The sequence below is a fragment of the Bremerella volcania genome, from assembly GCF_007748115.1.
In the GTDB taxonomy this organism is placed as follows: Bacteria; Planctomycetota; Planctomycetia; order Pirellulales; family Pirellulaceae; genus Bremerella; species Bremerella volcania.
In genome coordinates, this window is record NZ_CP036289.1 from 5,123,053 (window position 1) to 5,148,955 (window position 25,903).

Sequence of the window (25,903 nt, forward strand, 5' to 3'; positions counted from 1 at the left end):
AAAAAAACAGGGGGCACTCTACGCTTGCAGAGGCCCCCGGGCTGGTTTCTTCCGGTGTACCATCTCAGCTTGGATGATACGATCGGGGTGACGGTTATGGCTTCGCCGAGACAATTGTCTTGGTCTTAACTTCCGCCTTCAGGTTCTCGTGGATCGCTTCGGTGATGATCCGCAGACCTTCCTTCAGCGCGTCGTACTCGATGGTCAGTGGCGGCAGAACCTTCAACACTTCATCGTTCGGTCCGGCCGTTTCGACGATCAAGCCGCGACCGAAGGCCGACTTCGAGATTTTGCCGGCCAAGGAAGTATCGGGGAACTCGATACCCTGAATCATCCCGCGACCACGGACGCTACCGTCGTAGCGGTCGGCCATTTCCAGGAACGCATCCTTGATGATGCGGGCCTTTTCGTGGACTTCCTTCGACAGACGATCGTCACGCCAGTACGTTTCGATGGCGGTGGCCGCAGTGACGAACGCCGGGTTATGGCCACGGAACGTACCATTGTGTTCGCCTGGCTTGAAGGCGTCGAACTCGGGCTTCATCAGCGCCACCGAAAGTGGCAGACCATAACCAGAGAACGACTTCGACAAACAGATGATGTCTGGTTCGATCCCGGCGAATTCAAAGCTGAAGAATGGGCCCGTACGGCCACAACCGACCTGAATATCATCCAGGATCAGCAGGGCACCAGACGCCTTGGCTAGTTCGGCAATCCGTCTCAGCCATTCCTTCGAGGCAACGTTGACGCCGCCTTCGGCCTGAACCGTTTCCAGGATGAACGCCGCCGGTTTGTCAATACCGCTGGAGTTGTCTTCCAGGTAGTTTTCGATCATCGCGATCGTATCGGTCTCGGCGTCGAAGTAGTCGCAGAACGGCATGTGCGTCGTATCGTGCAGCGAAACGCCAGCACCAGCCCGCTTGCCACTGTTCCCGGTGATCGCCAGCGAACCAAGCGTCATGCCATGGAAACCGTTGGTGAACGAGATGACGTTGCGACGGCCGGTGACCTTACGTGCCAGTTTCAACGCGCTTTCGACGGCGTTGGTTCCCGTGGGGCCGGGGAACATCACCTTGTATTCCATTGAACGCGGGGCGAATAGAACATCCTGCATCGATTGCAGCAGACGTTTCTTGGCGACCGTCGTCATGTCCAGCGCGTGCGTAATGCCGTCGCCGGAGATATAGTCAAGCAGCGCGCTCTTCAGGGTGTCGTTGTTGTGGCCGTAGTTCAACGAGCCGGCACCTGCGAAGAAGTCGATGTACGCCTTGCCGTGTTCATCGATGATCAAGTGATCCTTTGCCGTCTTGAACGTCACAGGGAACGAACGGCAGTAACTACGGACGTTAGATTCCATTCGGTCAATAATATTCATGATCTCTCTCGGTTGGGGCCAATTGGGCCGACCCGGCAAAGTTCTTCCGGGTCATGGGCAAAAGTTCCGAAGTGTTCCGCTAAGAAATAAGGCGTGAACCCTATCTCCGCATGCATAGAGCGTGCCAGGGCATCAAAGAGTCGGCGAGAGGGCTGGTTGTCAGGCGTAATCGTCGCCTCGACCCACTCGAGCTTCTCACCGGGAAATTGAGCTATCAGTGCTTCTAACATTCGTCTGGCAAGTCCCTGACGTCGCGCTTCCGGTGCGACAACCACCTGCCATACGAATAACGAAGTTGGCCGTGTTGGTGGGGTGTAGCCGGTGACGAAGCCAACGATCAAACCATCGAGTTCCGCGACGACACATGTGTCGGCGAAATCTTGACACAACAGCAGATAGAGGTAGCACGAGTTGTCGTCTATCTCTTCGCTGTTGGCGACCAACTGACGAAGCTGCGCGCCATCTTCGACGCGAGGTTTCCGGATATTCATCCGGGCTGATTACCTCCTCTAGAGTCCTCTCACTCGCGTTCCTCAGATCGACACAACCTCAGGAATTACCCGGTCTTTCGGATTCGCGAAAATTACTGCAGCAATGGTTGCTGCCGCAACTAATTAGCTTTAAAATTTAGCACATCTAACCTCGAAGATCAATGTGCAAACAACTGCTTTCGCGGAGAACACCACGAAGACACAACATCCATGCACATCAATAGTTACGAAATACACCAAATAATGTTCGATGAAAATAAGTCGGAGATTTCGCTAACCGGAGTATTAGCACTGCTAATACTATCAGCAGGCATGGGCGTAATTTTTTGGCAGGCCAATCGCCCTAATACCAGTGGAGAGACAACCTTAGCGAGAATCCAAAAGGCTGGCACCGTCCGCATTGGGTTCGCCAATGAGGCCCCCTACGGCTACCTCGATACTTCCACCGGAAAAGTCACCGGCGAAGCCCCTGAAATCGCGAAAGCGATCCTCAAGCGAATGGGCATCGATCACGTCCAACCCATCGTGGCCGACTTCGGCTCACTCATTCCTGGGCTGAAAGCCAAGCGATTCGACATCATTGCGGCCGGCATGTACATCACGCCTCAAAGGGCCAAGGAGATTTCGTTCTCGAATCCTTCCTACGCAATCGGCGAGTCGTTCATCGTCAAAGCTGGCAATCCGCTCCAATTGCACGGATATGAAGACGTACGTAATAACCCCGACGTCAAACTTGGCGTGATGGGTGGCAGCGTCGAGCAAGGATACGCCCGCGACATGGGAGTCGACGACAGCCAGGTGCTGGTTTTCTCTGACTACAACAGCGCGATCCTGGGACTCAAAGGGGGCCAGATCGATGCGGTCGCGGCGACCGACCTGACGGTCAACGATCTGCTGCAGAAGCAAGCCAGCGATGAAATTGAGAAAGCAAAAGACTTTCACGATCCGATCATCAATGGCCAGACGATTCGCGGTTATGGGGCGTTTGGCTTTCGCCAGGAAGACGTCGCCCTTCGCCAGCGGTTCAACGAAGAACTCGCCAAGTTCATTGGTTCGCCCGAACACTTGCAGTTGGTCGAGAAGTTTGGCTTCGATGAGTCGACCCTCCCAGGTAGCGTGACAGCAAAGGAGTTGTCGGAAGCACCGTGAGTAACCTCCCTCCTCCTCTGGATCTGCTCCCCTTCCTACTCGAAGGGCTCTGGATCACCGTCATCATTACGCTCGGCGGCTGTGCCGTGGCGATTGGCATGTCGGTGCTGTTTGGCGTGTGGAGCAAATCGACCGATCCGATTTTGCGTTGGCTGAGCGCGATCTACATCACCGTGTTCCGCGGTGCCAGTGCGTTGATCCTCTTGTACTGGTTCTATTTCGCGATGCCGGAACTGACCAACATTCGACTCGATGCCATCACCACCGGCATCTTAGTGCTGGGAGCCAACGTGGGTGCCTACGGCGCCGAGGTCGTCCGGGCAAGTCTCGAAGCGATCCCGAAAGGTCAATATCAGGCCGCCGCGGCATTGAACCTCAGCCGCTGGCAGACGATGCGCTACGTCATTTTCCCGCAAGCGATCCTCAGCATGATTCCTCCGTTTGGTAACCTCATGATCGAACTGCTGAAAGGAACGGCCCTCGTCTCGACGATCACCGTGGCCGACCTTACCTTGCAAGGCAAGTTCCTCCGCGACGATACGCATCGCTCGTTCGAGATCTTCGGGCTGCTGCTGGTGATCTACTTCCTTCTGTCGATGACGATCACCGGCGTATTCCGGCTGCTGGAGCATCGTCACTCCCAAGGCCGCGATTACGGAGGAGGGAACTAACGATGTGGAAGTGGGACGTCGTCTGGCAAGTGATGCCGGACATCCTGAATGGCCTGGTCGTCACGCTTGAAGCGGTCGCCGGCGGTATGGTGTTGGCGCTGCTGCTGGGACTTCTCTGGGCGGTCATGCGTCGCTCGAAGTCGCACTACATCAGTTGGCCGGCCTGGGGCGTGGTGGAATTCGTTCGCAGTACGCCGCTGCTGGTGCAGTTGTTTTTCGTGTACTACGTGATGATCGATATCGTTGGCCGCGGCTTCTCGCCGCTGATGACAGGCATATTGGTTCTCGGGGTGCATTACAGCTGCTACACGGCAGAAGTCTACCGGGCAGGTCTCGACGGGATTGCCCGCGGCCAATGGAATGCGGCCAAAGCGCTGAACCTGACTCCTTATCAAACGTACCGCTACGTGATCCTTCCCCAAGCGATTCCGCCCATCCTGCCGAACTTGGGCAATTACCTGATCGCGATGCTCAAAGAGGCCCCGCTTCTGTCGACGATCACGGTCCTGGAAATCTTGAACGAAGCGAAGATCTTCGGCAACGAACACTACCGATACCTCGAACCCCTGACGATCGTGGGTGTGCTGTTTATCCTGCTCAGCCTGTTGGCTGGCTTGTCGGTTGAATGGCTACGCAAACGCACCGCGGCAATGACCTCATGAGTGAAACGACACCCCAACTTCAAGTTCGTGACCTTCAAAAAACCTACGGCATCAACCAGGTGCTGCGTGGCCTGAACATCGACATTCAGTCTGGCGAAAAGATCGCGATCATCGGTCCCAGTGGTTCCGGCAAAAGCACCCTGCTGCGCATCCTGATGACGCTGGAAGCCCCGAACGGTGGAAGCGTCAAAGTCGATGGCGAGTCGGTCTGGACGATGAACTTCAACGGCCAAGAGAAAAAGGCCAACGAAGCCCACATGCATCGTATGCGGTCGAAGCTGGGGATGGTGTTTCAACACTTCTTCCTCTTTCCGCATCTTTCCGTACGTCAGAACTTAACGTTGGCACCGAAACTGGTCAGTAACGTCTCAGGCTCCGTTGCCGACCAGATGGCAATGGACTTGCTGAAGATGGTCGGCATGGACGGCAAAGCCGATGCCTTCCCGGCGCAGCTCTCTGGCGGGCAGAAGCAGCGCGTCGCGATTGCCCGGGCCTTGGCGATGCAACCGGAAATCATGCTGTTTGACGAGGTCACCTCGGCACTCGACCCGGAACTGGTCCACGAAGTGTTGAACGTCCTCCGCAAGCTGGCCGAGAAGTCCGACATGACGATGCTGCTGGTAACGCACGAGATGAACTTTGCCCGCGAGATCGCCGACCGTGTTCTGTTTTTCGACAGCGGAGTAATCCTCGAAGAAGGTCCGCCAAGCGAGATCTTCACCGAGCCCAAACAGCAACGCACCCAAGAATTCCTCAAGACTGTTTTAGAAGCCTAGCCCCACGATGCTTAGCCAAGAGCTGATTGACTCGACGACGTTACTTCTTGTTCTGCTGAATCCTTTCCTGTTATGCATCTACCTGTTAGACCTGATCCAGGGGCTGGATACCAACGGCTTCGCGCGAACGATGGTTCGGGCAGGGCTGATGAGTGCGGCCATCTACTTCGGCTTCGCGGTCGTCGGTGACACGGTCTTCACGACGATCTTCAAGGTCCGCTACGAATCGTTCCTGCTATTCGGCGGCATCGTCTTTTTGTTGGTCTCGGTTCGCCTGGTGATGAACGGCAGCAGCGCGATGAAAGGACTGCGCGGCGAAGAACCGCACGGTGCCGAAGGAACGGCCTTACCCTTCATGCTCGGGCCTGGCACCATCAGCGCCTCGATCGTGACCGGGGCGAAGGTCAGCATTCCGGAAGCCGCCGGAGCGATCGCGTTCTCGGTCTTCGTTTGCGTCGTCTCGATCATCATCCTGAAGTGGATCCACGACATCATTCGCAAGCGTCACGAAAAGATCATGGAGCGCTACCTCGACACGATCGGCCGAATCATGGCCCTGCTGACCGGGACGATCGCCGTGGATATGATCCTCAACGGGCTGGGCCGATGGCTGGGAACTGGGGCGAGTTAGAGTGTGCTGGGCAAATGGCGAGAGCCATCAACTACGCGCATGATTTGAGTTTCATTGTAGGTCGCTTGATAAAAGATGAGCCAGTGTTTGTAGCGAACATACAGCCACCGTTCAGGGGCTTCGGGGTGGACATGTCCTGGCAGTTTCTTCGAGATATGGCTTTCCGCGTATTCTACGATCTCGTCATAGATACGATCGGCTCGTTCCATACGCCGATCAATTACCGCAATGTGAAAGAGAATATCCGCCAGGTCATCCTGTGCCGAATAAGTCCAGTCTATTTTCGGCACTATTCAGTGATTCCTTCTTTCTTCAAACGCTCACGTACGCGTTATAAGACCTCATCGATTGGTCGCGCCTCGCCACATTCCGCCTCTTCGATCGCCCTTTGGTGACGCTCGTGCCACTGGCGGAGTTTCTCTTCTTCCAGCTGATCCAACGCATCCATCGCGCGGCGCAGCACGTCGACCTCGCTGCTAAATTGACCTTTCGCAATGCGAGCGGCGATTCGCTCTTGAATATCTGGAGGTATTTGCTGGTTCATGCTTGAATTCTCGCTCTAACAAATTGGGAAGACAATGAAAATCGCCCTTCTCAATTAAGACGTGTTTCAGTCGACCACACGAAGCGGGAACCGGGCACCTCCGCGCATCTTCTTCGGTTTTCGGCCCTCTTCCAGCTCAACCATAAACTCCCACTCGAATATGACCAGTTCACGATCGAGCTTGGCGTCGAGGCAAGTAATTGCATAGGCATCCACAAAGGGATATCGCTCGTCGTAGAGGGTGAAGTTCGTCGAGTCATACGTATCCGACAGATCCTCATCGGTCATGGTATGCCCCTCGAAGTCACTCAACTCTTGTCCTCCACGACACTCAAAGCGGAAGAAGCCGAACTCCAGTCCATCCCCTTCGGCCTCTAGTAGAAGGTGAGGACTACGTCCTCGATACCACGTCGCGCTCCCTTGCCGCATGACGTACTTCTCGTTCATGAACATGATGAAACCAATGCCAGGATCTGACATGATCGACCTCCGCCTAAGCCATATGATGGTATTGTCGGATCACATTTTGCCAAACGGGCAAGTCTGGTTCAACGAAATCGAATCCGACGACGAAGCCATCTACGGGCCCGTTTCCAGCAGCGATCGATAAGGAGCATACGAATAATACTTCGGCCGATCATCCAATCGAACATGCAGCCAAGGGATGCCAGCGCCGGCTGTGCTTAGCCAGACCGGCTTCGCGCCGATTCGCTTCTCAAGAACCTCGCCCACCATCTGCCATAGCTCCCGCTGCTGCTCTGTCGGGGCGTCTCGTGCGAACGCAGCCAGGTGAGGATAGGCATTCGCTTCGGCAATCGGCAATGGCACCACCAAGGTCGCATCGCCGCGCAAGTTCGCGAAGGTCACGACTTGTTTGTCGCCGTCAAAGTGTTCTTCAAACGCGGACCAGCGGGCCGATCGCCGCAGTTCCAGGCTTTCGACCAATACGCACTCGAACGGCTGCGTCCAATTGGTGGCCGTCAAACCTGGAAGCTCCCAGCGAAGTGCTTCGTAGGTTGACTTGGCAAGTGTCTCATTAAAGGCCGTTTGAAACTCAGCATCGCGAGAGAGATTCGCAGCGAATTGTTCAAAACTCAGCGCTGCCCCATCGATGGAAATCCGTAAGCATACGGCCTGTCTCCCCGGGATTTCGCGTATATCGGCCTGCATGACCCACTCTCTACTTCCTGCTCAATAGAATACTCCAACTGCGTTCATACGATATCGAACGAAACGAATCAAATAATCGTTGTTGACAGACTTCGCCTTCACGCTATATTTAACCATATGGTTAACTATCTGTTTTTCAGAAAGTGAGTTCAGGTGGTCCATTCACGAAGTCTACAACTCGACGAAACGTTTTTCGCACTCTCAGACCCCACCCGTCGTGAGATGCTTTCGCGAATGGCAGGCGGAGAAATGACCGTCGCGGAGCTTGCCGATCCCTTCGAGATGTCCGCTCCGGCGATCTCCAAACACCTTCGCGTGCTGGAGAAGGCAGGCCTGCTCGAGCAGCAGAAAGACGGACGCATCCGCCGGTGCCGCCTCATTGCAGCTCCGCTGAAAGACGCGGCCCAGTGGGTCGAGCAGTACCGCCAGTTCTGGGAAGACCGCCTCGATAGCTTGGATCAATACCTCGCCGAGATTCAGTCCACCGACACACCCTCGAAGAAATCTAAAACCCAGAAACCCAATAAGAAAAAAAAGTCGTAACCATGGTTGCACCGATCGAACGGCAGACTCTAACAATTCGGCGTGTCCTGAAAGCTCCGCCCGAACTGGTCTTCGATGTCTGGACCCAGCCGGAACACATGCTGCGTTGGTTCTCGCCGGCGGAAAGTTACACCAATCCATTTATCGAAGTCGACCTGCGTGTTGGTGGAGCATACCGAATCGCCTTTCTCTCGCCCGAGGGCGTGCAGTCAATCGTAGGCGGTCGGTACCTCGAAATCGCTAGGCCTGACAAACTCGTGTTTTCTTGGAAGTGGGAAGACCACGACCGATTTGGCGATCACGAGACAACAGTGTCACTCGAATTCAATGCGTGTGACGAAGGCACCGAACTTGTCATGAATCACGAAGGACTGCCCGTCGGTCCCATGTTGGAAGAACACAACTGGGGTTGGCAAGGAACGCTCAGACGCTTGGAAAAGGCACTCGCCGCAACTTAGTACTTCATCATTTCAACCAAGGAACATGTTCGTGGAATCAAAACAACAGCTTACGCATTCTCTCCGCACGGCGTACTCGATCACCTTGCCACTACTTGAAGACCTTCAAGATGCTCCCATGACCCCACCCACCGCGCACGGCGGCAATCACCCGACTTGGCTTGCAGGCCACCTTGCCCACAGCGTTGGTTTTTTGCTGTGGGACGTCATGCAAGCCAAGCCCAACCCATTAGCCCAGTGGAATGAACTATTCCAAGGTGGCTCGCAGCCACAGTCCAATAAGGCCGTGTATCCCGCCTACGAAGAGATCCTCTCGAAGTTTAAGTCGATGCATGAGGAAGCGTTCGCCCTGCTGGAAACCCTATCCGAATCGGACCTGGAACAGCCGAGTAAGAATCCACCACCAAACTTCGAAGAGGTATTCGGCACATGGCGACAATGCTTCAGTGCGTTGGCTTTACACCTGGCCAATCACCGCGGTCAGGCAGCTGTCTGTCGTACGGCCTTGGGACGTGAACCACTGTTAGCCTAAATAAGTCGGACGCACTAATGTTAAGAATTATCGCGGGAACGCTTGCCTATTTGATCGTCACGTTCCCGCTGGCGTACGTTTGGCATCTGGTCCTATTCCAGCAAACCTATCAAGAACTCGGCTATATTGGTCGCGATGAGCCAATCATTGCCTTCGGCTTTACAGCAATACTACTGCAAGGGGTGATACTCTCTGCGTTGTACCCCAAAATCTGCGCGGGAATGCCCTTGTTTCGTGGGGTTGTCACGTTTGCCCTCTTGATGGGAGGCTATCACTGGACGATGCATGTCCTAGCAGCCGCCGCGAAGCACTCGATCGCTCCTTTATCGACCTGGTTTCTTTTGGAGACAACTTATCTAGTTCTTCAGTTCAGCCTGGGAACGCTTGTATTTGCGTTAATACATCGTCAATTCGGGGCGAACGAGGCGAAGTTGTCACAAGAGTGAAAGACATGGCGGGGTATCGTCGCTAAAATCACGGCATGCAACGAACGTCCCCCAAGCTCTGGCAGCACGGCGCAGCTCAACTGGCCCACCTGATCGCGTCGCGCGAGGTATCCGCGTCGGAGGTGATCGCCGCCCATATCGATCGCATCGAACAGGTCAATCCGCAGATCAACGCGATGACCGAAACGTTCTTCGACCAGGCCGTGCATGCAGCCAAGCGATTGGACGACGAGCCTTCCCTCTTCGAAGGCCAACCGCTGCGTGGCGTGCCGATCTCGATCAAAGAGTGCTTTCTGGTCGCTGGCGGCAAGTCAACGCTTGGTATGACCTCGCCGGCCATCGTTCACGAAGAAGATGGCCCACAGGTCGCGCGGCTTCGCGACGCTGGCGGCGTCATCATGGGAATGACCAACGTTCCGCAGTTGATGGTCATTCACGAGACACGCAACCCGGTCTACGGCACGACTAACAATCCATGGAATTTGGATCGTAGCGTCGGCGGCAGCAGCGGCGGCGAGGCAGCCATCCTGGCCGCTGGCGGTACGGCTCTGGGTCTGGGCAGCGATCTGGGGGGAAGCATTCGCTTGCCCAGTCATTTCTGCGGCGTGGCCGGATTGAAGCCAACCTCTCGGCGGCTGCTGCGAAGCGGAGCCGTCGAGAACCTGCACGGCATGGCTTGGCTCGAATATCAGCCTGGCCCCATGGCCCGTCACGTAGCCGACCTGCGTCTGGCGATGCAGGTCCTTTCGCGAAACGAGCCGCAAAGCACGTGGAATGATGCCGAAGTGTCGCCGCTTGGTTTTGACGCGCAGACCTCGACCGACGTCAGTTCACTGCGAATCGGCGTTTATGCCGACGACGGTTTCTTTTCTCCCTGCCCCGCGGTGAAACGAGCGATCGCCGATGGCATTGAAGGACTGCAAGCTCGCGGAGCGACGATCGTCGAGCTAGAACCACCCAAGACGCTGGAACTGTTGAAGTCTTACTTCGCGATTGCCAGCGCCGACGGCGGCCGTGACTTTCGCCGCATGCTCAAGGGAAGCAAGCTCGACCCCGAAGTCGCGCGTCTCGTTCGGCTGGCAGCATTGCCTCGTTGGACGCGGCCGTTGATTGCCATGCTGGTATTGGCTCCGTTTGGCAAACGGAAGATGTCGTCACTCTTCCAGGCATCGGGACCTCGCTCGGCCGATTCGTTGTGGCAAGTTACCTACCAGGCGGCACAACAGGTCCACCAGGTCTTCCAGGCCTGGGACCAGGCCAACGTCGACGTCGTCCTGTGTCCCGTGCATGCCACACCGGCTCTCAAGCCGAGTTGTGCGGTCGATATGATTCCGGCAGCCAGCTATAGCATCCTGATGAATCTGCTTGGGGTCCCCTGCGGCAGCGTGCCGGCCACGCGCGTTCGTCTCGGAGAAACGTCCGATCGAACAGGCAAGCTCGACGCCAGCGAACGCCTGGCCGCCAAGATCGAAGAAGGAAGCGCCGGATTACCGGTCGGCGTTCAAGTGGCCGGACGGTTCTGGCGCGAAGATCAGGTTCTCGACGTGATGGAAGTACTGGAGTCGCACTATAGAACGCTTCCGATCTACCCCGACATCGTCGATCTTCCCAAAGTGGGCAAGAAGTAGGGGTGGGCACGATGTTGACTTGGATTCGTAACTTCTGGAAACCCAAGTCACTCGGCGAACGAGGCGAATCATTGGCATGCCGTCACCTTCGCCGCCAAGGTTATACGATCGTTGCCCGGCAAGATCGCACGCGCCTGGGTGAACTCGATATCGTCGCCGTCCGACAGCGGACCGTCGTCTTCGTCGAAGTCAAAACCAGAGCGGCCGACGAAAAAGGAACGCCCACCGAAGCGGTTGATGAAGACAAACAAGCACGTCTCACCCGCGCGGCGCTGGCCTATATGCGTCGGCACGACCTACTGGGGAACTGTGCTGCCCGGTTCGACGTGATCGCGATCGTGTGGCCCGACGACAAAACGAAGCCCACCCTGACGCACATCGAAAACGCCTTTGAAGCGACCGGGCAGTTCCAGATGTTTTCCTGATCGCCGTAACCCTCTATTTCCCAGGCACTTAGGCGGCACGTCCGCCAATTTCTGAAAAAACTTTTCTCCCCCTGCCAACAGGTGACCCAACGTGTCACCGGCAAACTCGATAGTACGTTTGTCGCGGATGGAAAGGGTTTTCCGCCGGGCTGCACACGACACAAAACACATCACGTTGTCGAGATATGGAGAGGTCTATCATGGCTTTGGGAATTGGCCTGGAACTGGGTGATTGGATCGAAGAATCAACCGAAACGAAAGCCGCGTTCGCGGAACTTGCCGTGCTGGAAGATTTGTTCGAGGGTGTCGATGCTCAGCCGCGTCCGTACCAGGTACGCATCGCGACGAAAACTATTCAAGCACTCGTCAGTGCACACGCGGATCCGTTTGATGAATTCGCGGGGTCGAACGCCTCGGTCCTGATCGAAAGTCCTACGGGTAGCGGGAAGACGGTCATGGGCCTGGCAATTGCCCAGTGGATGCAAAAGCACTTCGGTCTTTCGATCGGTTGGGTTTCGATGCGACGTAATCTTCTGTCGCAAGCCCAGGCTGAGAACATCGCTCGCGGCTTCGACGTGAAGCTGGAACTGATCTCGATGTTCGACAAGAATCCGCCGAAGGTCGACATGCTGATCGTCGACGAAGCTCAGCACGATGCGGCGATGAGCATGGCCAACCTGCACTGCACCATTCGCCCGCAGTATATCCTCGGTCTGACGGCTACGCCGTTTCGGGGCGATCGCGTCAAGCTGTGCTTCGATCATGTCATTCGCGACGCAGGCATCCATCAACTGATTCAAGATGGCTACCTCAGCGAGTACCACCACTACACCATTCCTGAATATACCCCGGGAGCCGTCGCGGAAACCTACGCGTCGGACATCCAGCGGTGGGGGAAGTCGATCGTCTTCTTCCACCGCCACGACCAATGCGTCGAATGCCAGGAAGAGCTGACGCTCCGCGGCATTCGCAGTGAGATCGTCACCGCCAAGAGTGACCGCGATCGGCAGCTGGCCGACTTCGTCTCAGGCAAGTTGCAGGTGCTGATCAACATGAACATCTTGACCGAAGGGTTCGACTGCCCTGATTTGAAGACGGTGTTCTGTCGACCTTCGAGCAAGGCCTGCACGATTCAAATGTGCGGGCGAGTCTTCCGAAAGCACGTGAGTCACCCCTTCAAGCAAGTGGTGCAGTGCCAACAAACGCCGCATCCGATTCTGAAAACGGCCGCGGCCAACGAGCAGTACGTGTGGGCCGGCGATCAGTGGAACAGCCTCAAGATGAACCGCCAGATCGAAGCGATCAGCCAGCGATCGCGAAGGCTGATCGCCGGCACCCAGGTACGTTTACCGAAGCTGGTCGCGGCTCTCAAGGAAACGCGGCCGATGTGGGAGCAGCGGCGGAACCGGTTTTAAGCGTCACATGCCGTGGCGTTCGCCCCTCACCCTAACCCTAACCCTCTCCCCCTCGGGGGAGAGGGGACATGATTTTGCTGAAAACTGAACACTGAAAACTTCACACTGAACTAGAACCCTTCAAACTTATCCGGAGCCTTTACCATGCGATGGAATTTTGAATATGGACACGCCCGCGTTTCTGACTTTCGTGTCGAGGCCGAACGCGATCTGAAGTCAGGCCGCGTCAACGTGACTGGCGTCGAACTGCACGGCGAGAAGCTTCGTCCCACGAAACGATTCTGGAAGTCGATGTTCATGCGGTTCGGCTTCTCGGAAAGCGTCTTCCGCTACTTCGATCATGGCGAAGTCTTTCAGCGGATTTCAGAAAAGGCTCCCAATGATTCGGTTCGCTTTTGCCTGGAACGGGGCGGAGCGAAAGGGCCGCGTCTGCTTTCGGTCAGCAACCCCAAACGCCCCGTGATTACGCACGAAGAAGTTCGTGGCCTATTGGATCGATACGACGGCAAGGACATTAAATACACTGAAGGGGTCATCACCAGCACGCATCGTCCTCGCAGTGGTGACTGCGATTTTGAAATCGGCGGCGACCGCTTCAAGCATCGCTTCGTGATGGAAACCCCGATCGACGGGTTCAGCCAGCCGAAGATCTACCTATCGTTTTTGCGGATGCTGTGCAGCAACGGAGCGATCGGCTACAGCCGAGCCTTCCGCAGCGACATCAGCCTGGGCAAGGATATCGGCCACTGCATCTCGCGAGCTTTGGAAAGCTACGACAATGGCGAAGGGTACGCCGGACTGCGGCAACGGTTTGAAAGCTCGCAAACGTCGTGGGCCTCGCTGAACGAATGCAACAAGCTGTACAAGCTGCTGTTCCGCTGGGACCGCTCGAAGTCGTTCGATCGCCCCACCGTGCTGACCGACTTCCATCGTCTGACCGGCCGGATGAACCAGATGTACGGGCTCACCAACCTGGACGCACTCAGCGAAAAGCGGCTCCGCGTGCTACCGGCCAAATGCCGCGTGTACGACCTGGTCAACTTCGCCAGCGAAGTCGCCACCCACCATGCCGATGAAGCGGCCTCCAGAACGCTACAAGCCTACATTGGCAGTTTGATCTCGGACGAATACGACATGGAAGGGACCGCCGGCGAAGGGTCGGAGTTCGCTGACTTCTTCGTCTCGGACGAGAAGCCTTCGCGTGCGATGGTGAATTAGATCAGTCGTCCGTTACGATCTCAAGGCTTATAAGGCGCATAAAGAACCAATCCCATTCCTTTTCTCCTCCGTGACCCCGAAGGCGGGCCGAATTGATTCGGCCTGCTTTTGTTTCTTGCCAATCCAGTTTCTGTCGCCCTTCCGGGGCTTAAGAGCAAACGCGTCGTCTAGACGCTGGAATGACCTTGATTAGTCATACAGCCGGAACAAGCGTTTGAGGGCATCGAGCAGCCCTCCCTGGGCGCCGCTTTCGATGTCGTCGCGAAGCGATTCCAGCGGCGGGTGCAGCAGTTTGTTGACCAGGCGATCGAACGAGCGTTCGATCTCTTTCCGCAGCTTCGGATCGAGGCCTTCCATCTTGTTGAGTAGGCGTTTGAGTTCGTCCTGCTTCAGTTCGTCGGCGGCCTGTTTCAGGCGTTTGATCGTTGGGCCGGTCGCGCGGTGGTGCAGGTCGGCCATGAATTTGGCCGTTTCCTTTTCGACGATGCGTTCGGCCTTCGGCCATTCGAGTTCTCGGGCCTTACGGTTCTTTTCGCACGCTTTCTGCAGGTCGTCGATCGAAAACAGGTAAACCCCCACGCAGTCGCCGATCTTCGGATCGAAGTCACGCGGGATGGCCAGGTCCAAAATGAACAGCGCCTTTTGATAACGCTTCGTTTCCACTTCCTGGAACTGCTCGTACGTGATGATCGGTTCGGTGGCCCCGGTCGTGCTGACGACGACGTCTGCCCGGATCAGTTGCCGCGTGAGTTCCGTCCAGGGAAACGCATCGGCGTTGAACGCATCGGCCAGCTTCTGCCCCCGCTCGAGGTTGCGGTTCACGACGCTGAAGTCTCGCACGCCCATGTCACGCAGGTAATTGAGCGTCTCTTCCCCCATCTCGCCGGCACCGATGATCAGCACCTTCTTGTCGTCGAAGCGGTCGAAGATGCTCGAGGCGAACTCACCCACCGCCACGCTGGGAATGCTGACCCGCTTCTGGTGGATGTTCGTTTCGTTGTGGACCCGTTTGGCGACGTGGATGGCCGCCTGAAACACGCTGTGCGTGAGCGTTCCGGCACAGTCGGCATCGGTCGCCATCTCGTAGGCCTGTTTGACCTGCGACAAGATCTGGGCCTCGCCAACGACCATGCTGTCCAGGCTGGCCGCCACGGTGAAGAGATGCCGGACGACGTCTTCGCCGGTGCGTTCCAGGACATTGTCGAAGATCTCTTCTGACTTCAGCTGATGAAACTGGGCCAGGAAATCGACCATGTCGTGGTGGCTGGGGAACTTGGTCGGATCGATCGCGGCGGTGTAAAACTCGGTCCGATTACAGGTCGAGAGAATCACTGACTCGGTATCGGGGTAGTGCTCGCGCAGCAGCAGCATGGCCTGCCTGGCTTGCTCTGGGGTGAAGGCCAGCCGCTCGCGGACTTCGACCTTCGCGTTGTGGTGGCTGCAGCCGATCATGTGGAGCTTCATCGGGCGAGGCTCCTTGGCTGGGCGCCGGGCAGTTTAAGCGAACTCGTGCTCACTTGTTTGCCGGGATGTTCCAAATTCCGAGCATGCTGCGACGGGCCGAACAGGATCAGGCCCAACACGATCATGAGGAACAAAAAGTTAGCCATCGTCAGGTAGGCTACTTTTTGACCACGTCGGGCCGGGCGATAGACCAACTCGAAGATCATTGCCGCCACCAGCCACAAAAACAGAATCGCCGAACTCCAGATCACCGGATCGGTCCAGGGGAAGCTGTTGTGGCTTATCTTCAACAGGATGCCAGCGAACATCCCGCCAGCCAGCAAACAGGTCGAGATCACCAAGGCTCGGCGATTGGTCGTTTCCAGCCACTCGAGGCTCGGCAGCTTGAAGCCTTCGGTGGACAGCATCTTGTGCTTCAGCCGGTATGACTGAATCAGGTACATGACCCCGGTCACGAATCCCAACATCACGACGACCGTTCCCGCCAGTAGCGCCGTGCCGTGGATCACGCCCCAGGTTTCCGCCGCGGTGCTGGCCCCAAAGGGGGCGACCTGGTCCATCAAGTAGGCCACGCCGATCAGCAATAGCACCATCGGCAGCAGGAATAATCCGAGCGAGGTCCCTGGTTGGGCGAACGCCACGATCACAAACAGCGACATCAGCACCCAGGCCGCCATCAGGCACCACTGGTGCCACGACGAAATCGGTCCCGATTGAATGACCCCTTGTTGCTCGCCAATCAGATACAGCGTGTGGGTGACGATCCCCACGACCGCAAACCCCAAAGAAACGACTGCCCGGGATCGAGCCCGAACCCAGATTCGCGCAACCTCAAGCCCCAGCGTAATCGCGTAGCAAGATGCAAAACAAAGCAGGGTAATCCCAGACAGCATGACCGTTCTAACTGGACCTTCGTGGGGGGAAGGGGTTGGGCTTCTCGTAATGGGGATCGGTCAGGCTCACCGCCAGCTTCACTTGATCGAGCATCTTCGGGCGGCTTCCTGCGAAGGTGGGTAAAGTCGACTCACTTATTCTAGATATAGGGACCCCAAAAGGGTAACTCCCCTGAGCGTGATAGACGCCGATTGAAGGGCAAGAAACGCTGTTTGTGCGGTTTACCACGTACTTTAACGGCACTGGCATTGCTTTTGTCCGTATTGACACCGCTTTCATGAGGGGGCGAAACATCTTATAGTAGTCGTTTACGTTCTGGCTTCGGGGATCTATCGTGCACCCCAGAACCAAGGCCGTAGCCCAGACAATCTCGCGCCCCACGCTCACACGCCGATAGATTCTTTCGTACTCGGCCACTCCCTACTTGATCGTGGGCCTAATCGTTTTCGACCGCAGGATATTGAATGAAAACGCTGATTAAGAACGCCACCGTAGTGCTGCCGGATGGACCCCAAAAGACCTCCATCCTGATTGATGGAGCTCAAATCGCCGATATCGATCCGGCCGAATCGGTGAAAGTCGACGAGACCATCTACGCCTACGGCATGACGCTGATCCCCGGCGTGATCGACGCTCACGTTCACATGCGCGACCCAGGCCTGACCAGCAAGGAAGACCTTCGCAGCGGTAGCCGGGCCTGTGCCAAGGGTGGAATCACCACCTTCCTGGAAATGCCCAACACCAACCCGGCCACCGTTTCGCAGAAGCTTCTGGAAGAGAAGCTCACCCTGGCCGCCAACAAAAGCATCGTGAACTACGGCTTCTTCCTGGGTGCCACGTTGCAGAACATGGAAGAACTCAAGAAGGGTACCCGCACGCCTGGCATCAAGATCTACATGGGCAGCAGCACCGGCGACATGGCCCTGACCGATCCAGGCCTGTTGGAAGCGATCTTCGCGGAAACCAAGCTGCCGATCGCCGTGCATGCCGAAGACGAAACCATCATCGAAAAGATGAAGCAGGAATTGACCGGCACGCGCAACGTACTGGACCATTCCAAGATCCGCAGCGTCGAGGCCGAAGTCGCCTCGGTGAAGCGGGCCTGCGAGCTGGCTCGCGAATACAAGCACCGCCTGCACATCTGCCACGTGAGTGCTGGAGCCTCGGTGGATATCTTCGAAGATCACGCCGACGTGATCACCGCAGAAGTGACGCCGCATCACTTGTTCCTCAACATTGACGACTATATGAACCTGGGCACGCTGGCCCAGATGAACCCTTCCCTCAAGACGAAGGAAGATAACGAAGCCCTGTTCCAGGCCCTCTTGGACGACAAAATCCAGATCGTCGCGACCGATCACGCCCCACATACTTGGGAAGAAAAGTGCGGTCGCTATCCGGAAACGCCAAGCGGCGTCCCAGGCGTCGACACGGCCCTGCCGCTGATGCTGGACATGGTTGCCAAGGACAAGTGCACCATCGAGGACGTCGTCCACTGGATGTGCGAAGGCCCGGCTTTGGTTTGGGACATCCTGGAAAAGGGGCGCATCGAAGTGGGCTACGACGCCGACCTGGTGCTGATCGACATGAACAAGACCCAGGTCATCCATGGCCCACAGATGGAATCCAAGTGCCGCTGGACACCTTTCGAAGGCCGCGAAGTCACCGGCTGGCCGATGCGAACGTGGGTCTGCGGCAAGGAAGTCTACCGCGACGGCAAGTTCGACGAATCCCGCATGGGGGTCGAAGCGATGTTCGACCATGACCGTGGTGGGTACTGGGAAGGGGTCGAGTAGACTCGACACTTCCGCGACGCAATCAAATGTCAGCCCCTTAGGGGACGACCGCGAGGATATCGCGCATGCGCGAATACCGTTCCATCGGAATGGAACTCATACTCGGCGATTCCACGCAAACCTCGCTCAAGAAACCCTCTCCCTGCGAGGGAGTGGGGAGAAGATTTTTCACGGAGGCCCCCGTTCTTTCGCTGGGTTTGAACCATTCGGCCTCTGCGCGGGTCGCATGCTCACATCTTCATGAGCATGCGCTGGCAGGGTATGACTCGCACAGTCACCCTGTTGATGCACGCCTTCCCACTTCGCATGCTGATGCGGACGTGGGCGCGGCGCTGGTTGTTGCTTGAGCAGCTTCTGCAGCCGTTTCAGTTCGCTCCCTTGCCGGTCGAGGACCTTCAGGTGAAACGTCACCCACGCCAGCGCGCGATCCAACTGGTTGGCCGAAGGAACGCGGAGGCCGTCGATGATCTGGCTTGTGAAAGCGTCTGCCTGGGGCCTTTTCAGGCTTTTTGGCCGATCAGGTAGCGGCTCTTGTGAACTCGACCGTGGTTCCCTGGTGAGAACCGGCTGGGGCTGGGGTTTACGATGAGCTGGATTCTTGGGAATTGGCTCTTCTTCCCGGGCGAATGATTCGCCGCCAGTGGTATCCTGCGGTGAAGGACCGACCGCAATTACCAGTTGCCCGACGACATCCGCAGGCACTTCTACCAGCGTCCCGCAGGCCGAGCACACAAAGGTCTTGCCAGCGCGCACGACCACCTGGGGAGCGTTCTCTTGCGAGAACGATCCATGCGGTTCGGGTTGTGGAGCGTTGGCGTAGGACACGATGATTTTCGTTTGGATGACGGGTAAAAACTTCGGAAGCCCTGAAAGGGGGACAGGAATATCTTCCAGACGCGTGCAACTGGCCTCTGGCCAGTGCGATGTGGGTACACGTAAACCCACTTGAACTTATATCTTCGAAGACACTGGCCAGAGGCCAGTGGTACACAGATCCATTCTTCACATGTCGTGAAGACATGCTCGTTGCACCTGGAATACGGAGTGATCCGCAGGGTGTATGTGCAATTTAAAGGAGAAGCGCATCAGTAAGATAGTGCGCTTGGAGATTTTTTTTCGGCGAGTCTTCGCTTACAGATACATCCCCAGGAAACCTTCGTCCGACTCGCTTTCTTGCTTGATCTTGGCGATTCGTTCTTCGGTTTTCTTCAGATCGCCCGCTTGGATGTAGTGGTCGAACTCGACGGCCACGCTGCGCTGGACCGTTTCCTGGAACCAGTGCACGATCGGTTCCGATAGCCAGGTACATGTTTCTTTGACCAGTTCCACTTCCAGGTCACTACCACGGGTGTTCATGTCGTTTTCGTCGGTCATGACGGTGCCGTGGAACTTGAACTGGATCATCCCGTCGACCGGGTGATTCAGCAAATGGTAGGTACACTGAGCGTTGTGCAGATAGTACGTGTTATGCGAACCATGCTTTTCCATGGCCGCTTTCACGCGAAGACAATGCTGCTGAAAATTCGGCGAGGCATCCATCGGAATGTCGAGCCGATCAATGCTGCGCAGCGGAAGACAGTCGAATTGAATTTCTACCCAACGGTCCATGGGCGCTCCTTTGGAGCTTAAGTTTGAAGTTTTCAGATTTCAGTTTTCAGTTTTCAGTGAAGAGATCAGTTCCGACATCCTGCGACATCGGTAACCCAAGCGACGGTTCGCATCGAACGCGTCTCTTACTGAAAGCTGAACACTTCCCACTGAAAACTCGCGACGCGGCTTAGTCTACCACAGAAGTGGTCGCTGTCGCAGCGGTTGGCTGCGGAGCTTCCAGTCTCCAGCTACCCACAAACCAGCCTGGCGTGACGGCCAGGGACGAGATGCGGAGGGTGCCGGCCTTCTCCCATTGGCCTTCGAGCTTGATCCCTTCGCCAACGATCTCTTGCTTGAAGACCGCTTCAAACTTCTTTCGCAGGAAGGTCTTGGCGGTCAGATCGAGTGGCCCCAGGCGTTCCTGAGTGGGAAAATCGACGACCACGTCGCCGGTGCGGGTTAGCAGCGTGCCGCTCTCTCCCTTTTCGATCTTGTAATCCGCGCTGATCGAGATGGTGCGGTTCACTTCATTGTCGCCGCGGGTGAACTGCCGGCCGCGGATGCCGATCTTGACGGTGTCGTTGTCGAACACAATCTGGATCGGACTCTTGTAGTCAAACGTGATCGACCAGGGGTCGGTATCGGGCGTGATCTGAAGTTCTTCCGGAATCTCGGCGCCGCGTTCCTGGAGCAGCTCGACCAGCTTTTCATCGGTTAATTTCACGCCGGCCAGGAACGTTTCGCCATAGTTATTGACGATCGATTCGTGCAGTTTCAAGGTCAGGTCAGCCTCATCGTCTTCGGTAGGGGGAGCCGGACCAGGGGCGGCCAATTGCGACTGGCTGGCCTGCATCACTTCGAGGTTCAAGTGCTCGGTCGTCGTCGAAACGTTGATCTCGTCCGGAAATTCATCGCGACCGATCAGCGGCCGGTACAACTTTTCCTTTAGCCGAGTGTTGGCATCGGCGACCAGATCTTTCGTTTCGTTATCGAAACGGCCTTGAATGCGGAACTCGGTTCGATCCGATGCAATCGCTTCAGCCTGCGATTTCTGCTGATAGGCTCGTTTGGTGGCGATCTTCTGTACCAGACGCATCCTGGCACAAATGGCATTGAAGGTCGTGCTGGTATTGGCATGGGCGACCGATGGATTGGGGGTCAAGCCATCTTGATCAACGCTCAGCAGTTTGCTGGCCCCGATGGTGCTAAAGCCGGTCGAGTAAATCGTCGCTGGACCATTCACGCCGACGTTGTCTGAGGTAACGGTCCCGGTCAGCGACAGCTCGATCAGCCCTTTGTTCTTGCTCGGGACAAGGTTCACGTCGACATCCCCCACCATGTGCGCGGTTCCGTGGACGTCCGTACCGAGGATGATCTCGTGGACGGGATTCACCTGATCGACCGGGCGACGGATGCCGCTGGCAATCAATTCACGGGAAACCGAAGCATAGAGATTGGGTTGATCCAACTTATTTCGGATCATTTTCAGCGCATCAGGGACTTGCTCCCCTTGCTCGAACCAACCGAGGATCGCCCCGATCGCGCGGGCATCGTCGCCGGTGGCCATGGTCTCATAACGTTTTACCGCGTCGCTGAGCGTTTTAATCTGCATGTCGAACTGCTGCTTGTACTGATCGACCTGAGCGAAGTAGGCCAGGTTGATGTACGTCCGCAGCGCCTGGCGGGCAGCAACGACCTGCTTCTTGTCAAGGCCCGCATACGAACCCTTGAATTTCAGATAGATTTCTTCCAAGGTTCGCATGTCTGGCTTTTCGGCCGACAGTTGAGTCTTGAGGTCGTCCCATCGCAAAAAGGCCTTCCAAGCTTGTTCGTTTTCGGACGAACCATTGGAAAGCAAGGCTTGCAGCGAATTGAGTTTGGCTTGAAGCGTCGATTTCGCAGCGGCAACATCGTCTTGCGTGACAGGCTTGAAGCCTGTTTTCGCGTCTTCGATGGTTTGCGTCAGATCACCAGCAGGAGTTGGCTCTTGAGCCAGGGCATTGCCCGTGAAGAGAAGGAATCCTGAAGCCAGGATCACAAACAAATGCGCCGCCGTACGCCGTAGATTCCAAATCATGATGTTCCTCATCCGTGGGGGAAGGGGCTGAATACGGTTTGTGAGGTTTAGGCAGCCCACAAGATATACCGATTAGGTGATCTCGTGAAGCTTTCATCGCCAGCATTCCTTCGAAAAGCCGCCTAATACACAAACAATTCCAAGACCACACCCTTTTTCTATATTTCGTACAATACCCAAATTAACGTCCGGGCAAAGATCTGAGGAAATTCCATCTCTCCACTGTCTTGGGCGGTACTAGTAGATTGACTGCTACAACTCACCCACTTACCTTTACGTAGACAACTTGACCGATATATTCAGCTTTCTCTGCCTAAATGCTGGATCCTGTACCATCGCTAAGTCTTCCTTTAACCTCCCCCGATCTCCATGAACATTTCGCTTCGCTACTTTTGCCTGCTGGCCGGTCTTCTGCTTTTGGCAAGTTGGACCAGCACCGCAACGGCGGAAACCTCGGAATCCCCATGGCACAACGATTATTCGAGTGCCGTCAAAGCCGCCACGGCAGAAAAGAAAATGTTGTTCATCGTTTTTGGCGATGAATCCAACGCTGCAACGCGCTTCGAGTCCGAAATCCTCACTGATCGTCGCGTCAGCGAGCTGCTGGAAAACTACGTCGTTGCTAAACTCTCGGTGGATGCCAATGTGAAAATCGACGGCAAGCCCACGCGTATCTTGAATCATGGAGCGTTCAGCTACATGTACGGAAACGCCGGCATCGCGATCGTCGACTACACCAACAACGATCCCTCGCAGTACGGCCAGGTCGTCAGCCAGTTCAATTTTCGTTCGACTCACGGTCGTACGGTGCAAGAGATGGAAGTCATCCTGACGTTGCCCCCTGGCTCGCTTACTCAGCGGACGCTGATTTACGCCGTGCGGATGCATCCTGAAAAGCCGCGCAGCACCAAGGGAATCTTCCGCCGGCTGCTAGCACTGGAAACCTTCCGGCACAGTCGCAACCAGGCTAACATGCAGCTGCAAGGGCATCATCAGTGGGAATCGCGTTTCCACCAGATCAAGGCGCAGCTTCCCGGCGGGCTGGTTCCCACCGAAGTTTGCGCGGAAAGCTGGCCAGGTCAACGGTTGGAAGACGCCGCGATCGAATGCGTTCGCAGCTGGCGACATTCGTCCGGCCACTGGTCGGCCGTCAGCGACAGTAATGTTTACTACGGCTACGACATGAAGCGTGGCCGCAACGGCATCTGGTATGCGACCGGCATCTTTGCTCGCAACCGCTAAGCCGCTGCCGCTTCAATCGGAATAACCATGACGACCCGTGTCGTTCGCGTAACCACACGGGTCGTGTTGTTTTTTCTCAACATCGCATGATGAAAAAACACCGCATGTTGCCTAACCGCGTGCTAAGTTTTCACGGCTTGTCATTCTGGGCAAGCTACGTCGGGAACTCCACGTCTGAGTTTTGGAAACAGTCATGCGGTGGTCAACTAGCACGAAGCGAATGTTGCTCCTTACGACGCTATGGATTGCGATCGTCAGCTCAGGCTGCGCGCCGCTTCGCGTCCCTCGCATCGATCCGACAGGACAGCGTATCTTCGCCCAGGACACAACCCCGGTCGATTGCAACTTGGGCTGTTTCAATCAGCAGCCTGCGTTCCAGCAGCCAGCTCCTCTTTCCCCCTGCCCCGCCCCTGGTGTCACGCCCCTGACACCCCTGCCTGCTCCCCCCAAGGGCCTTGTCGATACTGAGGCCCTACAGCTTTCCCCTTCGCGCGTCGTCGCTCCGGTCGGTACTGAAGTGGTGCTGGTTGCTGGTCTAAACCGTAAGAAGCACCTGCACGAAGCAGGCCGCCCGGTGAATTGGATTCTGTCGCGTGAGAGCGTCGGCTATATCACCGAAGTGGGCAAAGACTCGAACATGTTCGACCTGGTGTCGAACCGAAACTACGGCGTGCAAGGCCCGGACTTCGCGACCAGCAGCACCCTGCTTTGCGATAAAACGATTGACCGCGGCACCGAACTTCCCGGTGACGATGTGCGCGTGTTGAAGGGGCAAACCTGGATGTCGGTCAGTTCCGCTTCCCCTGGTGTGAGCCGCGTGACCGCTTTGGCGCCGACCTTCGAGAACTGGCCGGCACGCCAACAAACGGCAACCATCTATTGGGTCGACGCCCAGTGGCAATTCCCTGCCCCGGTCGTCGTTCCCGCAGGCGACAAGGCCGTGCTCACCACGACGGTGCTGCGTCAAACCAATCGCCAGCCGGTCGAAGGATGGAAGGTTCAATACGAAGTCCTCGATGGCCCAGCTTCCGCGTTCCTGGTCAATGGTCGCCCTGCCGAACAAGGGGCTCCAATCGAAACGCGCAGCGATGCCAACGGTTTCGCCACGGTCGAACTGGCACCTCTTTCCAATCAGCCAGGTACCGCCCAGGTACGTGTGACGATCATTCAGCCTAACTTGGATCCTGAGAGCAACGCCGAGAACCTGATGCTTGGCTCCAGCGTGACGACCGTCACGTGGAGTGCTCCGCAGTTGGCCGTCGACATGACCGGTCCGCAGGTTGCCGAGTTCAACGCCCAGGCCGTTTACAATATCAACGTCCAGAACGCCGGCGACGTCGCCGCACGCAACACCTTAGTCAGCGTGATCCTGCCGCCTGGGCTGGCGTACGAATCGAGTGTTCCGGCCGCTCAGCAAATGGGTAACCGCTTGGAATGGGCGATCGGCGACCTCGAGGCCCGCGGCTTCCGCCAGATCTCGCTGACGACCCGCGTCCAGCAATCCGGCACCATTCAAAACTGCGTGACCGCCACCGCCGAGCCAGGACTGCGAAGCGAAGATTGCACCAGCACGCAAATCTCGGTCGATGCGATTCACCTGGAAATGACCGGCCCCGAAGCCGTTACCGTGGGCGACCCCGTCGTGTACGAAGTGACGATCCAGAACACCGGTGACAGGCCGCTGACCAATTTGAAGTTGGAAGACGTCTTCGACGATGGTTTGCTTTATCCAAACCAGCAGAGCCCAATCTTCAACGACCTGGGTACGCTCGGTATCGGCCAGGCCAAGAAGATTCGCTTGAACTTCCAAACCCAGACGCCAGGACGCTTCTGCCACCGATTGACGGTCTCGGCCGACGGGGTGCAAGGGAAGTCTTCCACGGCCTGTGTTTCCGTCAATCCACCACCTCCGGAACCGACCTTCACACTGGAACTGCGAGCCCCAGCCAGCCGCGAAGTAGGCCAACCGATCCTGTTCCGTGCGGTGCTAACCAATACCGGTGCGACGCCACTGACCAACGTGGTGGTCGAGGAACTGATCGATCCCGAGTTCCAAATCACGGGACGAACCGATCCGGCCCGCGACGAACAGAACAAGGTGATCTGGACGTTCCCGCGCATCCTGCCAAACCAACAGGCCATCCTGGAAGTTCAGTGCCAGGCCAATCGCCCCGTGGGTCAGGCATGCAATCGCATCTCGGCTCGAACCGATGAGGGGATTACGCAGAACGCCCAGACATGCACGTCGGTCACGCCGTCTAGCCAGCCAGCCGCCGAACCTCCACCGGCGGTTGGTCAGAACGGACAGAATGGTGGCGGCGGCAATCAGCCCGTCACCGGCCAACTGGAAGTGACCCTCACCGAACTGCAAGACGGCATCCCGGCCGGACAGAATGTTCGCTACTATCTGACGATCAAGAACGGTCGTAACGTCGACGATCAGAACGTTCAGATCATGCTGCGACTTGGCGAGGGGATGCGGTTCCTAAGGCTCAACGGTCCGGTGAATCCGCAAGTATCGCAATCGCCGGATGGACTGACCGTGGGCGTGCAGCCGCTGCAATACCTCCGGGCCGGAGAGGCGGTCAGTTTCCAGGTCGATATCCAGACCGCCACGCCTGGCAAGAAGATCGTCAAGGTTGAAGTTCGCAGCCAACGATCCCCGCAAGGAGTTTCGGTCCAGGAAGATACGACCGTATACTGATA

At 56.7% G+C, this 25,903-nt stretch carries 27 protein-coding genes; 16 read left to right on the top strand and 11 right to left on the bottom strand.

The window, feature by feature from the left end; all coding sequences use genetic code 11:
* Positions 1 to 94: 94 nt before the first annotated feature.
* Together ectB and ectA are read right to left on the bottom strand one after the other, a co-directional pair.
* Positions 95 to 1,375: a diaminobutyrate--2-oxoglutarate transaminase gene (gene ectB, locus Pan97_RS20340; RefSeq protein ID WP_144975808.1), complete on the bottom strand. Its 1,281-nt coding sequence runs from the start codon at positions 1,373 to 1,375 to the stop codon at positions 95 to 97.
* Positions 1,372 to 1,866, bottom strand: a complete 495-nt coding sequence (gene ectA, locus Pan97_RS20345) for a diaminobutyrate acetyltransferase (RefSeq protein ID WP_144975810.1) — start codon at positions 1,864 to 1,866, stop codon at positions 1,372 to 1,374. The genes ectB and ectA overlap by 4 nt, the downstream gene beginning before the upstream one ends.
* A gap of 312 nt (positions 1,867 to 2,178) precedes the next feature.
* Here ectA and ehuB point away from each other — a divergent pair, with 312 nt between their 5' ends.
* The 5 genes from ehuB to Pan97_RS20370 are packed head-to-tail and all read left to right on the top strand — an operon-like array spanning position 2,179 to position 5,755.
* Entirely contained in the window at positions 2,179 to 3,015 is an 837-nt protein-coding gene (ehuB, locus tag Pan97_RS20350) for an ectoine/hydroxyectoine ABC transporter substrate-binding protein EhuB (protein ID WP_144975812.1), read from the top strand.
* Positions 3,012 to 3,686 (top strand): ectoine/hydroxyectoine ABC transporter permease subunit EhuC, encoded by a 675-nt coding sequence (gene ehuC, locus Pan97_RS20355; protein WP_196782167.1) that lies wholly within the window; start codon positions 3,012 to 3,014, stop codon positions 3,684 to 3,686. The genes ehuB and ehuC overlap by 4 nt, the downstream gene beginning before the upstream one ends.
* 2 nt (positions 3,687 to 3,688) lie before the next feature.
* Positions 3,689 to 4,348 carry an ectoine/hydroxyectoine ABC transporter permease subunit EhuD gene (gene ehuD, locus Pan97_RS20360; RefSeq protein WP_144975813.1) on the top strand — a complete coding sequence of 220 codons (660 nt, stop codon included), beginning with the start codon at positions 3,689 to 3,691 and terminating at the stop codon, positions 4,346 to 4,348.
* Positions 4,345 to 5,124, top strand: a complete 780-nt coding sequence (gene ehuA / locus Pan97_RS20365; RefSeq protein WP_144975815.1) for an ectoine/hydroxyectoine ABC transporter ATP-binding protein EhuA — start codon at positions 4,345 to 4,347, stop codon at positions 5,122 to 5,124. The genes ehuD and ehuA overlap by 4 nt, the downstream gene beginning before the upstream one ends.
* A gap of 7 nt (positions 5,125 to 5,131) precedes the next feature.
* Positions 5,132 to 5,755: a MarC family protein gene (locus Pan97_RS20370; RefSeq protein WP_144975817.1), complete on the top strand. Its 624-nt coding sequence runs from the start codon at positions 5,132 to 5,134 to the stop codon at positions 5,753 to 5,755.
* Here the strand turns inward: Pan97_RS20370 and Pan97_RS20375 are convergent.
* From Pan97_RS20375 to Pan97_RS20390, 4 genes are all read right to left on the bottom strand, one after another.
* Entirely contained in the window at positions 5,752 to 6,045 is a 294-nt protein-coding gene (locus Pan97_RS20375) for a type II toxin-antitoxin system RelE/ParE family toxin (RefSeq protein ID WP_165698873.1), read from the bottom strand. The genes Pan97_RS20370 and Pan97_RS20375 overlap by 4 nt on opposite strands.
* Positions 6,046 to 6,086: 41 nt before the next feature.
* Positions 6,087 to 6,299 carry a hypothetical protein gene (locus Pan97_RS20380; RefSeq protein WP_144975820.1) on the bottom strand — a complete coding sequence of 71 codons (213 nt, stop codon included), beginning with the start codon at positions 6,297 to 6,299 and terminating at the stop codon, positions 6,087 to 6,089.
* Positions 6,300 to 6,365: 66 nt separating this feature from the next.
* Complete coding sequence (locus Pan97_RS20385) at positions 6,366 to 6,779, bottom strand: hypothetical protein (protein WP_144975822.1); 414 nt, start codon at positions 6,777 to 6,779, stop codon at positions 6,366 to 6,368.
* Between the two features lie 99 nt (positions 6,780 to 6,878).
* Positions 6,879 to 7,469: a DUF6940 family protein gene (locus Pan97_RS20390; RefSeq protein ID WP_144975824.1), complete on the bottom strand. Its 591-nt coding sequence runs from the start codon at positions 7,467 to 7,469 to the stop codon at positions 6,879 to 6,881.
* Positions 7,470 to 7,622: 153 nt separating this feature from the next.
* Here Pan97_RS20390 and Pan97_RS20395 point away from each other — a divergent pair, with 153 nt between their 5' ends.
* The 8 genes from Pan97_RS20395 to Pan97_RS20430 all read left to right on the top strand — a co-directional run bounded on the left by Pan97_RS20395 (position 7,623) and on the right by Pan97_RS20430 (position 14,134).
* A complete protein-coding gene (locus Pan97_RS20395) occupies positions 7,623 to 8,012 on the top strand; it encodes an ArsR/SmtB family transcription factor (RefSeq protein WP_206668907.1) in 390 nt (129 codons plus the stop codon).
* Positions 8,013 to 8,014: 2 nt separating this feature from the next.
* Positions 8,015 to 8,470 carry an SRPBCC family protein gene (locus Pan97_RS20400; protein WP_144975826.1) on the top strand — a complete coding sequence of 152 codons (456 nt, stop codon included), beginning with the start codon at positions 8,015 to 8,017 and terminating at the stop codon, positions 8,468 to 8,470.
* 31 nt (positions 8,471 to 8,501) lie between these two features.
* Positions 8,502 to 9,002 (top strand): DinB family protein, encoded by a 501-nt coding sequence (locus tag Pan97_RS20405; protein WP_165698874.1) that lies wholly within the window; start codon positions 8,502 to 8,504, stop codon positions 9,000 to 9,002.
* A gap of 17 nt (positions 9,003 to 9,019) precedes the next feature.
* Positions 9,020 to 9,448, top strand: coding sequence for a hypothetical protein (locus Pan97_RS20410; RefSeq protein WP_144975830.1), 429 nt, complete (start codon positions 9,020 to 9,022; stop codon positions 9,446 to 9,448).
* A 35-nt stretch (positions 9,449 to 9,483) separates the two neighbouring features.
* Positions 9,484 to 11,076, top strand: coding sequence for an amidase (locus tag Pan97_RS20415; RefSeq protein WP_144975832.1), 1,593 nt, complete (start codon positions 9,484 to 9,486; stop codon positions 11,074 to 11,076).
* Positions 11,077 to 11,087: 11 nt separating this feature from the next.
* Positions 11,088 to 11,501, top strand: coding sequence for a YraN family protein (locus Pan97_RS20420; protein WP_144975834.1), 414 nt, complete (start codon positions 11,088 to 11,090; stop codon positions 11,499 to 11,501).
* A 200-nt stretch (positions 11,502 to 11,701) separates the two neighbouring features.
* A complete protein-coding gene (locus Pan97_RS20425) occupies positions 11,702 to 12,916 on the top strand; it encodes a DEAD/DEAH box helicase (RefSeq protein WP_144975836.1) in 1,215 nt (404 codons plus the stop codon).
* Between the two features lie 144 nt (positions 12,917 to 13,060).
* Positions 13,061 to 14,134: a DUF932 domain-containing protein gene (locus Pan97_RS20430; protein WP_144975838.1), complete on the top strand. Its 1,074-nt coding sequence runs from the start codon at positions 13,061 to 13,063 to the stop codon at positions 14,132 to 14,134.
* 189 nt (positions 14,135 to 14,323) lie between these two features.
* Here Pan97_RS20430 and hemA read toward each other — a convergent pair whose 3' ends face one another.
* The gene (hemA, locus tag Pan97_RS20435; protein ID WP_144975839.1) at positions 14,324 to 15,598 is read right to left on the bottom strand and encodes a glutamyl-tRNA reductase; all 1,275 of its coding nucleotides are present in this window, start codon (positions 15,596 to 15,598) and stop codon (positions 14,324 to 14,326) included.
* A complete protein-coding gene (ccsA, locus tag Pan97_RS20440) occupies positions 15,595 to 16,491 on the bottom strand; it encodes a cytochrome c biogenesis protein CcsA (protein ID WP_144975841.1) in 897 nt (298 codons plus the stop codon). The genes hemA and ccsA overlap by 4 nt, the downstream gene beginning before the upstream one ends.
* A gap of 465 nt (positions 16,492 to 16,956) precedes the next feature.
* On the opposite strand from ccsA, the gene Pan97_RS20445 reads away from it, so the two are divergent.
* Complete coding sequence (locus Pan97_RS20445) at positions 16,957 to 18,288, top strand: dihydroorotase (RefSeq protein ID WP_144975843.1); 1,332 nt, start codon at positions 16,957 to 16,959, stop codon at positions 18,286 to 18,288.
* Positions 18,289 to 18,456: 168 nt separating this feature from the next.
* Here Pan97_RS20445 and Pan97_RS20450 read toward each other — a convergent pair whose 3' ends face one another.
* The 3 genes from Pan97_RS20450 to Pan97_RS20460 all read right to left on the bottom strand — a co-directional run bounded on the left by Pan97_RS20450 (position 18,457) and on the right by Pan97_RS20460 (position 21,955).
* Positions 18,457 to 19,113, bottom strand: a complete 657-nt coding sequence (locus Pan97_RS20450; RefSeq protein ID WP_144975844.1) for a hypothetical protein — start codon at positions 19,111 to 19,113, stop codon at positions 18,457 to 18,459.
* A gap of 306 nt (positions 19,114 to 19,419) precedes the next feature.
* The gene (locus tag Pan97_RS20455; RefSeq protein ID WP_144975846.1) at positions 19,420 to 19,896 is read right to left on the bottom strand and encodes a hypothetical protein; all 477 of its coding nucleotides are present in this window, start codon (positions 19,894 to 19,896) and stop codon (positions 19,420 to 19,422) included.
* A gap of 169 nt (positions 19,897 to 20,065) precedes the next feature.
* Positions 20,066 to 21,955, bottom strand: coding sequence for a hypothetical protein (locus Pan97_RS20460; RefSeq protein ID WP_144975848.1), 1,890 nt, complete (start codon positions 21,953 to 21,955; stop codon positions 20,066 to 20,068).
* A 369-nt stretch (positions 21,956 to 22,324) separates the two neighbouring features.
* Here Pan97_RS20460 and Pan97_RS20465 point away from each other — a divergent pair, with 369 nt between their 5' ends.
* Positions 22,325 to 23,197, top strand: coding sequence for a hypothetical protein (locus Pan97_RS20465; protein ID WP_144975849.1), 873 nt, complete (start codon positions 22,325 to 22,327; stop codon positions 23,195 to 23,197).
* A 220-nt stretch (positions 23,198 to 23,417) separates the two neighbouring features.
* Positions 23,418 to 25,901 (top strand): COG1361 family protein, encoded by a 2,484-nt coding sequence (locus Pan97_RS20470; RefSeq protein WP_165698875.1) that lies wholly within the window; start codon positions 23,418 to 23,420, stop codon positions 25,899 to 25,901.
* Positions 25,902 to 25,903 lie beyond the last annotated feature (2 nt).

What these genes read in the sequence shown, in the direction of transcription:
- Pan97_RS20400 (WP_144975826.1), top strand. Translation starts at nt 8,015, where the DNA reads ATGGTTGCACCGATCGAACGGCAGACTCTAACAATTCGGCGTGTCCTG.
- Pan97_RS20370 (WP_144975817.1), top strand. Translation starts at nt 5,132, where the DNA reads ATGCTTAGCCAAGAGCTGATTGACTCGACGACGTTACTTCTTGTTCTG.
- Pan97_RS20420 (WP_144975834.1), top strand. Translation starts at nt 11,088, where the DNA reads ATGTTGACTTGGATTCGTAACTTCTGGAAACCCAAGTCACTCGGCGAA.
- ectB (WP_144975808.1), bottom strand. Translation starts at nt 1,375, where the DNA reads ATGAATATTATTGACCGAATGGAATCTAACGTCCGTAGTTACTGCCGT.
- ehuD (WP_144975813.1), top strand. Translation starts at nt 3,689, where the DNA reads ATGTGGAAGTGGGACGTCGTCTGGCAAGTGATGCCGGACATCCTGAAT.
- Pan97_RS20445 (WP_144975843.1), top strand. Translation starts at nt 16,957, where the DNA reads ATGAAAACGCTGATTAAGAACGCCACCGTAGTGCTGCCGGATGGACCC.
- ehuB (WP_144975812.1), top strand. Translation starts at nt 2,179, where the DNA reads ATGGGCGTAATTTTTTGGCAGGCCAATCGCCCTAATACCAGTGGAGAG.
- Pan97_RS20430 (WP_144975838.1), top strand. Translation starts at nt 13,061, where the DNA reads ATGCGATGGAATTTTGAATATGGACACGCCCGCGTTTCTGACTTTCGT.
- Pan97_RS20380 (WP_144975820.1), bottom strand. Translation starts at nt 6,299, where the DNA reads ATGAACCAGCAAATACCTCCAGATATTCAAGAGCGAATCGCCGCTCGC.
- Pan97_RS20415 (WP_144975832.1), top strand. Translation starts at nt 9,484, where the DNA reads ATGCAACGAACGTCCCCCAAGCTCTGGCAGCACGGCGCAGCTCAACTG.
- ectA (WP_144975810.1), bottom strand. Translation starts at nt 1,866, where the DNA reads ATGAATATCCGGAAACCTCGCGTCGAAGATGGCGCGCAGCTTCGTCAG.
- ehuA (WP_144975815.1), top strand. Translation starts at nt 4,345, where the DNA reads ATGAGTGAAACGACACCCCAACTTCAAGTTCGTGACCTTCAAAAAACC.
- hemA (WP_144975839.1), bottom strand. Translation starts at nt 15,598, where the DNA reads ATGAAGCTCCACATGATCGGCTGCAGCCACCACAACGCGAAGGTCGAA.
- Pan97_RS20465 (WP_144975849.1), top strand. Translation starts at nt 22,325, where the DNA reads ATGAACATTTCGCTTCGCTACTTTTGCCTGCTGGCCGGTCTTCTGCTT.
- ccsA (WP_144975841.1), bottom strand. Translation starts at nt 16,491, where the DNA reads ATGCTGTCTGGGATTACCCTGCTTTGTTTTGCATCTTGCTACGCGATT.
- Pan97_RS20455 (WP_144975846.1), bottom strand. Translation starts at nt 19,896, where the DNA reads ATGGACCGTTGGGTAGAAATTCAATTCGACTGTCTTCCGCTGCGCAGC.
- Pan97_RS20470 (WP_165698875.1), top strand. Translation starts at nt 23,418, where the DNA reads ATGTTGCTCCTTACGACGCTATGGATTGCGATCGTCAGCTCAGGCTGC.
- Pan97_RS20425 (WP_144975836.1), top strand. Translation starts at nt 11,702, where the DNA reads ATGGCTTTGGGAATTGGCCTGGAACTGGGTGATTGGATCGAAGAATCA.
- Pan97_RS20410 (WP_144975830.1), top strand. Translation starts at nt 9,020, where the DNA reads ATGTTAAGAATTATCGCGGGAACGCTTGCCTATTTGATCGTCACGTTC.
- Pan97_RS20390 (WP_144975824.1), bottom strand. Translation starts at nt 7,469, where the DNA reads ATGCAGGCCGATATACGCGAAATCCCGGGGAGACAGGCCGTATGCTTA.
- Pan97_RS20385 (WP_144975822.1), bottom strand. Translation starts at nt 6,779, where the DNA reads ATGTCAGATCCTGGCATTGGTTTCATCATGTTCATGAACGAGAAGTAC.
- Pan97_RS20460 (WP_144975848.1), bottom strand. Translation starts at nt 21,955, where the DNA reads ATGATTTGGAATCTACGGCGTACGGCGGCGCATTTGTTTGTGATCCTG.